Consider the following 8,493-nt stretch of genomic DNA (forward strand, 5'->3'; position numbering starts at 1 on the left):
TGGCAGAGGACCGGGCCAGGGTGGCTCACTTTTCGCTGTCGCCTCCCCCTGCCATGGCAGGGGGAGGCCCCGGGGTAACCCGCCTACGTAATTGACGCGACCCGCCTACGTAGTTGACACCGGGCAGGCGACCCAGACATGACGCCGCAGCATCAGGCGCAGCACCGGCCGGCTGGTGTTGAGCCGGTAGAGAACCGGTCCGATGAAGGGTGACGCGACAAGCTGCCGCAACCAGCCGAACCGACGGGAGGGCCAGCCGGTCATGGTCGGCAGAGGGCCACGCCAGGTGGGGGCCACCAGCACCAGCTCCTGCCACAGGCCAGACCATTCCGCCGCCAGCCCCAAGGCCACCGAGGCGCTGTGGCCGGCGGCGATCACGGTGATGCGCTGGCGGGTTGTGGTGCGCAGATAGGAGAGCACAGCCCGCAGCGCCGAGCGCAGCAGGGTGGCGTCGTAGGAGATCGCGGGGCGGTCGCTGTCGCCGAAACCGGGCCAGTCGAAGCTCACCAGCTGGCGCTGATCGCCAACAGCCTCGGCCAACGCTTGCCATTCGCCCCGGCTCGACACTGTGCTCAAGGCGGGCAGCAGCAGCCAAAGGGGGGCCGCCGCCGGCCCCCGGCGCTCCAGCACCAGGCGCAGCTGCCGCCCGGCCAGGTCCACCTGCAGGGTCTCGAGCGTTCCCCCCAGCTGCGGTGTCACGCAAACCCCCGTGCCCGCTGCTTGGGTTTGGTGCCAGCAATGAAGAAGTCGAGGCGATCGCTGCCGGGGTCGTAAATGGTGTAGTGAACGCCGGCGCCGATGCCGATCACCTGGCGCTGGGGAACGCTCTGCTGGTGCTGCCGTTGGCCCTCCAGATCCCGCACCTGCGATCCGATGCCACCGCCGCTGAGCTCGAGGCGGAACTGCTGGCCGCTGCGGGCGGTGAACAGACGGTTCACGTCCATGCGGGTGAGCCGATCCAGCAGCAACAGCGGCGAGCTGTCTGGACCCAGGCTGTCGTCCACAGCGGCCGAGCTGCCATGCAGCAGGGCGCAATCGAGCTCGATGAAGCCGAACTGCAGCGCCGCCAGCCAGTTCATGTGCGCGGGATCCACTGCCTGGAGCAGGGCATCCACGGCCGCCTCCCCCTGGCTGAGGCGCAGGGCATCGGCTCGCCGGCCGCCGCGGTATCCCCGCTCGGCCAGCAGCTGCTCTTCCCACCAGCCATAGAGGCAGTGCGGTTGCAGGTCTCCCCGGCGCGGCTGCTGCAACCGCTCCAGCAGGGCATTGCACTCCCGCTCCGGGCCGATCACATCCCCCAGCACAAACAGGGTGTCCACCCGCCGGGTGTGGCGCAGATCGGTCTGGATGGCCTCATAGGCCTCCAGATCCCCGCGCAGACCACTGATCAGGGCCCAGCGTGCCATCAGCGCTCACACACGTGGCTGGCGTCATCGGCCCGCTCGGCGTACTCGAAGCCATGGCGCAGCCGCCAGGCGAAGATCGGCGGCAGCCCTGCGTCGACGATGGCCCGGCAGGTGCGCTCCACGTCGTACGGCACCTCGCGGATCTCAACGGCGTTTGTGTCTTCGTGGTGAATCACATAGGTGGCGTGGGTGTTCCCATGGCGCGGTTCCCCCACCGAGCCGGCATTGATGATGCGGCGCAGCGGCAGCCGCAGCTCCCTGTCTTCCGCCTCGGCCACACCGGCTGGCTCACCGGGCGTCTGCCGCACCCGCACCCGGATCGATCCATCGCGCAGCTCGCGCACATAGGGCCGATGGGTGTGGCCGCAGAACAGGGTTTCGGCGCCGGCGCTCTCCACCCGCTCCAGGGCCGCGAAGGCATCCATATCCGGCAGCAGGTACTCGTGCTGACTGTTGGGACTGCCATGCACGAACAGCTGCCGATCGCGCCACAGCGACATCGGCAGGCTGGCGAGGAACGCCCTGTTCTCCTCGCTCAGCTGATCGGCCGTCCATTGATGGGCCAGTTGGCCTCGCCGCTCCGCCAGTTGCGAGGGATAGCTGCAGTCGCAGGCATTGAGGCCCTCGATGATGTCCTCATCCCAGCAGCCCTGGCAGGTGGGAATCTGCCGCTCGCGCACCAAGTTCACCACCTCATTGGGCTGGGGCCCGTAACCCACCAGATCTCCCAGGCAGGTGATGGTGTCAATGCCCTGTTGGTCGATGTCGGCGAGCACGGCCTCCAGGGCGGCGAGGTTGGCATGCAGGCAGGAGATCACGGCATGGGCCATGGCGTTCAGGCAGCAGGGGATGGATGGGATGGGGCCTCCTGTTGGCGCAGGCGAGCCTGCTCGAGCTCCAGTAGGGCATCGCTGAGCAGACAGTCGGCGAGGGTGACCTCGATGGCGGCGGGATCGAGATCCTTGCCCTGCACCACCAGGCGCGACAGGCGCTGCGGGCGACCGTCGGGCGATGCAGTCGTCTGCAAGGGAAGGAACTGGGAGCCCTCACGGCTCACCATCCAGTTGCAGAAGAAGGCCCGGCCGTCGGGCAGGTTCATCAGGGCCTTGGCGCGGTAAACATCGCCATAGGCACCGTTCACCAGTTCAAACCAGAAGCTGCTGAGGCTGGCCGGATCCCACACGCTTCCCGCCAGGTTCCGCTCCAAGGCCTGCAGGCTGCTGAAATCCAGGGTGTCCTGGCGGGGCAACAGGTGGTCACGCCCGAAGTGCAGATGCTCATCCGGGCTGAGATGCAGGGCCTCCAGTTGGGGAATCACGCGGCGATCCACCCCGGCCAGGCCTGAGTCCGTTGGCGGCTGGAACTGGGGCAGTTCAATCAGGGCCAGCAGGTTGGCGGGTCTGGGCGCCAGAGCCTGGTCGGGTTCGGCCAGATCGAGCAGCCCTGGGCATTGATCCTGCAACCAGGCCAGATCGATACCGCCGTCACGGGCCTGGAGCAGGCCCTCGTCGGGGTAGCCCGCGAGACGCAGAAAGCCACAGGGGCCCGAATGGCTCTGGATCCGGTTCAGGATCCAGGTGGTCTTGCCGCAGCCGGGAGGACCGGAGATCAGCAGGGTCTGGCTCATGGCGGCGCCACGCAGGCCTCCAGCTGGGCCCCGAGGGCCGCCTGGTCGAGGTCTTTGCCGATCGCCACCACCTTGGTGTGGCGCTCTGAGCCCTCAGGCCAATCGGAATCATCGATCGTGAAGCGCTTGCCGCAGAGGTGAAACAGGTGGCGACGGTTGCTCTCGCGGAACCAGAGCACTCCTTTGGCGCGGAACACCGATTGAGGCAGCTGGTTGTCGAGGAAATGCTGAAAACGCCGCAGGTCAAAGGGCGCGTCCACCGCCAGGCTCACGGAACTGAAGCCTTCCAGCTCTGGAGTGTGGGGGTGGTGGTGATGTTCGTGCTCGTGCTCGTGCTCGTGGTGATGGTGCTCGCCGTGGGGGTGCGCGTGGTCGTGATGCCCATCGCTGTGGCGCTGTTCACGGGTCTCCTCCTGGGCCTGGAGCGAGGCCAGACGGTCGCTCTCGAACAGCCCCACGCTCAGCAGCAGACCTAGGGGCACTTCACCGCGGCTGGCCCGCAGGATGCGTGCGTCGGTCTTGATCGCCCGCAGCTCGGCCTCCACCGCGTTCAGCCGTTGCTCATCGACAAGGTCGGCCTTGTTGAGCAGCAGGATGTCGCCGTAGACCACCTGGGCGCGGGCGATCGGGCTCTCAAGGGCCGTGGCGCTGAAGTGTTCGGCATCGATCAGGGTGATGATCGAATCGAGTCGCAGCCGGTCGCGCAGGTCCCCGGCCATGAAGGTGAGCGCCACCGGCAGGGGGTCGGCCAGGCCGGTGGTTTCCACCACAATCAGATCGATCGGCTCGGGCCTCTCCAGCACGCGGTGCACGGCCTCCTGCAGCTCGCCGTTGATCGAGCAGCAGATGCAGCCGTTGCTCAGCTCCACCATCGAATCGCTGGTGGCAACCACCAGCTCGTGGTCGATGCCAACTTCCCCGAACTCATTGACCAGCACAGCGCTCCGCAGCCCCTGCTGGTTGCTGAGGATGTGGTTGAGCAATGTGGTCTTGCCGGCGCCGAGGAAGCCGGTGAGCAGGGTGACGGGGACCTGGATGGCCTGCTGACCCATGGACCACCATCGGCGAGAACGGTTCTCATTCTGCCCGATCGGTGCAGGTCACGTAACCGGAGCAGCCCCCTTGCTGAGGCAAAGTGTGTACATGTGCACAACTCGTATCCATGTCCGCGCCTGAGCGCCACTGCACCTCCAGCCGGGAAGGCAAGGTCATGCTCTCCTGCTGGATTTCCGAGGAGCTGCGCCAGGAGCTTGATCGGGCATGGGCCGAGCAGGGCCTCAGGCCCCATGGCCGCACGCAGAAAGGCATGGAACAGATGATCAGCTTCTTCTTGGCAAACCACGCAGCAGAGGAGCGATAGCCCTCTGCGATTGCATCGCCACGAACGCCCGCCGTCCTGTCGTCCTGCAAGCCGCCCCATGAGCCAGCACAACCACCAGCCCTCGCTGCTGAACCGCATTGCCCGGGTGCTGTTGTGTCTGGTGTTCATCCATGCCGTGATCGGCAAGCTGACGGGCTTTGCCGGGGTGGCCAGCGCCATCGCCGCCAAGGGGCTGCCGCTGGCGCCGCTGCTGCTGGCGGCCGCCATGGCCCTGATGGCGGTGGGTTCAGCCCTGGTGATCAGCGGCTGGAAGGCCAGGCTGGGGGCGGTGCTGCTGCTGCTGTTTCTGGTGCCCACCACCCTGCTGTTCCACGGCGATGTGACCGACAAGATGGAGCGGATTCAGCTGTTCAAGAACCTGGCGATCATCGGCGGCCTGCTGCTGGTGGCCGATCAGGACAGCAGGACCTGAGGAGGGGGATTTCCCAGAACCTGAAAAATTTCCGAGGCACCCTGTGCCGCCGCCGAAAACAGGGGGAATACCCCCCGAGTTTGCATTCTTCTACGGGGATCTACAGGGAGTTGCAGGGGGTTTGAAAAGGTGATTTTGAGATACTGATTATGAGAATAATTCGCGAGTTTCTTGCATCGGTTCTATATATATGAAGTGCTTGTCGCTTGGCCGACTATGTTTTCCGGTTCCGGGGAGTAACAGATTGGGGTGGTTGCGGGTGCGATTGGTTTCAGAGCTCTACTCACCCTTCTAACGCTCGCCATCACCTGGCCGCAGGGAGCGCTCGGAGAACAAACGTAGCCTTAGGGTGGCGGCTCAGGTGCATGGCGATGTTAGAGAGTGGCAGGAGTGTCAGGTTCTAGAAGTGGTAACAATCACGCAGTCTCTGTCGTCACCACATCCTAGGAGGCTCGCACGAAGAAGCTAGTTTCTTCGACCGCCAGTCACGACTCATCTGTCAAGTGGACAACCTGATTAGCGTGCCTAGCTTAAATCAGCTTGCCGACGAATAGACTCGGCTGTATTGTTCCTGGGGCAGTGCTCCGGAAGCTCCTGTTTGCGAAGGAGTGAAAATTGCCCGACACCTGACATCTTTAGCCGTGGATTAGCAGGGACTTTGTTGTTAGTACGGATGTGAGCAATCTCAAGCACATACCAGAAGCGGCAAATCATTTCAGCGAATAACCCAAGAAATATGCAAGGTAGATAACTATATATCTATGGAAAGGTAAATCTCATGCTCTTGAATCCCATAGCCGCGGCCCTCAGTACCTTCAAATTCAGATGTCCTGACAAAGCCAAGAGATTCATACAGTCGAATTGCAGCTTCCATAAAGTCTAGTGTTTCAAGCCTAACCTTGCTGTAGCCAAGAATGCGCGCTTCCGAGAGTAGCCGCTCAACCAAAGACCTTCCAAGCCCAACTCGGCGATGGAGGGGTAACACGTACAGTCTCTTTAGCTCACATACGTTTCTTGAAACATATTTGATACCAGCCATTCCGCCAGCACTCTTGCCAATATAAGCCAAGAAAAACCTCCCCTGATGCCCACTATAGAAAGGCCAATCAGTCATTACCTCATCCATGAGTTGATTAATGCTGTCAGCTGTAAGACTGATGCCATGCTTGCGCTTGAGCATCGAATCAATCCATGCTATATATTCAAGCTGGATTTCCCTGGTCTCAGCAATCTGCCCAAGTCTTTCTATGCGTACCAGGTTTCTTTCGGGCATCCCGCAAAGCAGCGTCATAAGTTGGTTTCTTGGGTGTCGTTGAGCCCCCTGGTTGACGGTTCTGACCAAGCGGACAACTTTTCTGACAGTGGGGGCTCTAGCGATGGCTGGGAGGCGGAGGTCAGCCTGGCCCGCTTCCTATGCAGGTATTGCCATATAAGGCCCCACAGTGCCCTGGGAGGCAAAACTCCCAAAGAGGCCTATACTAAGAAGCTCCCTGCTCCTCTAGACAAAAGTTAACGACGCAATAGGCCCTACCTGTCCAGTAAAAGCCAACCGCCTCAGGCCTGACTCATGCGCTGGTGTACTTTTTCCCTTACAGCGTTAACCTATGGTGGCTTACGGTTGCCGGACTTGCCACTCGATGGATCGATCAAATCGTGTGGCCTTTCCCCAGAGGCAAGGGGAACAATAACCATTTCATTCATTCTGACAAATGAGAGGCCTTCGAGCGAATTCCGGCAGCAAGAATCTAAGCAAGGATACATGGGCTTCGGCAGTGCCTGAACCATCAAAACCATTAACCTGGATTGGAAGGATTGATCCACAGATCTGGATAGCAGTACTTGGCATAATCGGCACATTTATCGCTTCACCACTTGCAGTTCAGATGTATAATCAGTTCCAGCTGCCTGCAATCTCGGACCAGCGAAGACAAACCCTTGAGGGAAGGTGGGAGGGCACTGGCACACAGATCCTATCTAAAGATGACAAAAAGAAACTTGAAACAGAAAGCCAATTGAAAAAATTTCCTGCTCACCTTAGCCTTTCAGTCAATGGACGAACAATTAACGGCACTCTCGATATCACAAGTCTAGAGTATGCCAACAAGCCAAAGAGCAAGCCTGTCAACGCGAACGATTCCCCTGATCCGATAGTCATAGAACACAAAGAGATATCGTATAATTTGTCCGGAAATATGGTGGCGAACAACTATCTTCGACTTGATTATGTCTCTAGCGATCCAGCCGTTATAGAGTTTGGGACTTTGCTGCTTCGTCTTCCTTCGACCGGTGGTAAACTTGAAGGAAAGTATATTTCCTTTGGCCCACTAACAGAACGCCTTGTAAGTGGTGAGTATGTATTTTCGCAATCACGATGAACGTTGCTCCATGTGCATCCGCTACCTCTATCGCAGGGTTCTGGTAGAGAAGAACATCATTGCCAACCATGATGGCAAGGTCAGCTTCTGATACTAGGAAGACGTAACTAGCTTTCCATCTCCTGACTAGAAGAGGCTCATGTCCATTGCATGTGTGCGCAGAATGTACCACTGGTTGCCTTGCAGCCTGTACCCCATCTCTCTAACGCTCCAGATCAGAAGCGGGCAGGGGCTTCTCGGGTTGACAAGCCACTCCCGCTCCCGTCTTCTGTATCTGGATGTTAGAAAGACCCTACTTGAAGTCATTAAAGAAATCCATGTCCACTTCATAGACAACCTTTGGCTTGACACCAAGCTCAAGCTTTTCAAACATTCTGACAAGCTTCTCCCCATCAACGAGCTCGATGGGATTGGCGCCATCCCGAATTGCTTCCCGCTTGGCATCCATTGTAAAACTCCCAGTGGTCAACAAAATGCCCTTATCAGCCTTCCCAACAAGGGCTCCTCGAAAATCCCGGATCATGCTTGCGCCAACCGATCCTTGATAACGCTTGCATTGAAATAACACCTTAAAACTCAGAAGTGGATTTATCTCGAGGATCCCTTCTCCATCAATGCCTCCATCCCCTGAACGGCCGGTGACCCTCACATTCTGAAAACCGTGCTCCCTTAGAAGGCGCTGACATAAGCGCTCGAATCCCTCAGAACTAAGTGCCTTGATCACTGGCAGAAGGGCAGTCTCCTCAGCCTCCAATCGACTCTCTGTAGCCTCCACAGATGCCGCACTCTTTGGAGTGGAGCCCTCATCTTGAGGCCCTTTGAAGGTGCTCTGAACACCCTTGAATAATGATGCTACGTCTAAAGCCTTGAGGTCTTCATGCTGACCTTTGTCAGTAAGCCTCCACACGCCGCGAAGAGATGAGTCAATATGTCCTGAATGAACGAGGTACATACGAGCCCATGCAATCTGGTTGCGTACTTTTGACTGGCCGTTCTTATTGGTCTGTTCTAGAAGCTCTTCGGGGAGGTCTTCGTGCTCAATCACCGCATCTGTTACCTCAGCTGCAGTGGCCGATCCACCCATCTCCCGCAGAGCATGCAGGATGGGCAGGATGTATCGGGTGAACTGGGGTCCCTTGGCCATTGATGGAATTTAGTTCTTTCTAACGCTCAAGATCAGCGGCGGTAAGCACCCAAATGCATTCATCAGGTATCTTTTGCCCAGTCCGCTGAATCTTGATGTTGGACAGCCGATGAGGTCGTCAAAGAAGGTCTTGCAATCCAGTTCTGGA

At 59.3% G+C, this 8,493-nt stretch carries 9 protein-coding genes; 2 read left to right on the forward strand and 7 right to left on the reverse strand.

Going from position 1 to position 8,493, the window contains the following annotated elements:
- Window positions 1-105: 105 nt before the first annotated feature.
- The 5 genes from KBZ12_RS18035 to KBZ12_RS18055 are packed head-to-tail and all read right to left on the reverse strand — an operon-like array spanning window position 106 to window position 4,085.
- The gene (locus tag KBZ12_RS18035; protein ID WP_254959449.1) at window positions 106-699 is read right to left on the reverse strand and encodes an alpha/beta fold hydrolase; all 594 of its coding nucleotides are present in this window, start codon (window positions 697-699) and stop codon (window positions 106-108) included.
- Window positions 696-1,406, reverse strand: coding sequence for a phosphoesterase (locus KBZ12_RS18040; protein WP_254959450.1), 711 nt, complete (start codon window positions 1,404-1,406; stop codon window positions 696-698). The genes KBZ12_RS18035 and KBZ12_RS18040 overlap by 4 nt, the downstream gene beginning before the upstream one ends.
- Window positions 1,406-2,236 carry a metallophosphoesterase gene (locus tag KBZ12_RS18045; RefSeq protein WP_254959451.1) on the reverse strand — a complete coding sequence of 277 codons (831 nt, stop codon included), beginning with the start codon at window positions 2,234-2,236 and terminating at the stop codon, window positions 1,406-1,408. Before KBZ12_RS18045 ends, KBZ12_RS18040 begins: the two co-directional genes overlap by 1 nt.
- 5 nt (window positions 2,237-2,241) lie before the next feature.
- Complete coding sequence (locus KBZ12_RS18050; RefSeq protein WP_254959452.1) at window positions 2,242-3,033, reverse strand: GTP-binding protein; 792 nt, start codon at window positions 3,031-3,033, stop codon at window positions 2,242-2,244.
- Complete coding sequence (locus KBZ12_RS18055; protein WP_254959453.1) at window positions 3,030-4,085, reverse strand: GTP-binding protein; 1,056 nt, start codon at window positions 4,083-4,085, stop codon at window positions 3,030-3,032. The genes KBZ12_RS18050 and KBZ12_RS18055 overlap by 4 nt, the downstream gene beginning before the upstream one ends.
- 366 nt (window positions 4,086-4,451) lie before the next feature.
- Between KBZ12_RS18055 and KBZ12_RS18060 the strand changes: the two genes are divergently transcribed.
- On the forward strand, window positions 4,452-4,826 hold the full coding sequence (locus tag KBZ12_RS18060; RefSeq protein WP_254959454.1) for a DoxX family protein: 375 nt from the start codon (window positions 4,452-4,454) through the stop codon (window positions 4,824-4,826).
- 751 nt (window positions 4,827-5,577) lie between these two features.
- On the opposite strand, the gene KBZ12_RS18065 is transcribed toward KBZ12_RS18060, so the two are convergent.
- A complete protein-coding gene (locus tag KBZ12_RS18065) occupies window positions 5,578-6,117 on the reverse strand; it encodes a GNAT family N-acetyltransferase (protein WP_254959455.1) in 540 nt (179 codons plus the stop codon).
- 481 nt (window positions 6,118-6,598) lie between these two features.
- Between KBZ12_RS18065 and KBZ12_RS18075 the strand changes: the two genes are divergently transcribed.
- Complete coding sequence (locus KBZ12_RS18075) at window positions 6,599-7,201, forward strand: hypothetical protein (protein WP_254959457.1); 603 nt, start codon at window positions 6,599-6,601, stop codon at window positions 7,199-7,201.
- 292 nt (window positions 7,202-7,493) lie between these two features.
- Here the strand turns inward: KBZ12_RS18075 and KBZ12_RS18080 are convergent, their stop codons facing one another.
- Entirely contained in the window at window positions 7,494-8,345 is an 852-nt protein-coding gene (locus KBZ12_RS18080; protein ID WP_254959458.1) for a restriction endonuclease, read from the reverse strand.
- Window positions 8,346-8,493 lie beyond the last annotated feature (148 nt).

Source organism: Cyanobium sp. Cruz CV13-4-11, from assembly GCF_024346055.1.
GTDB lineage: Bacteria > Cyanobacteriota > Cyanobacteriia > PCC-6307 > Cyanobiaceae > Cyanobium.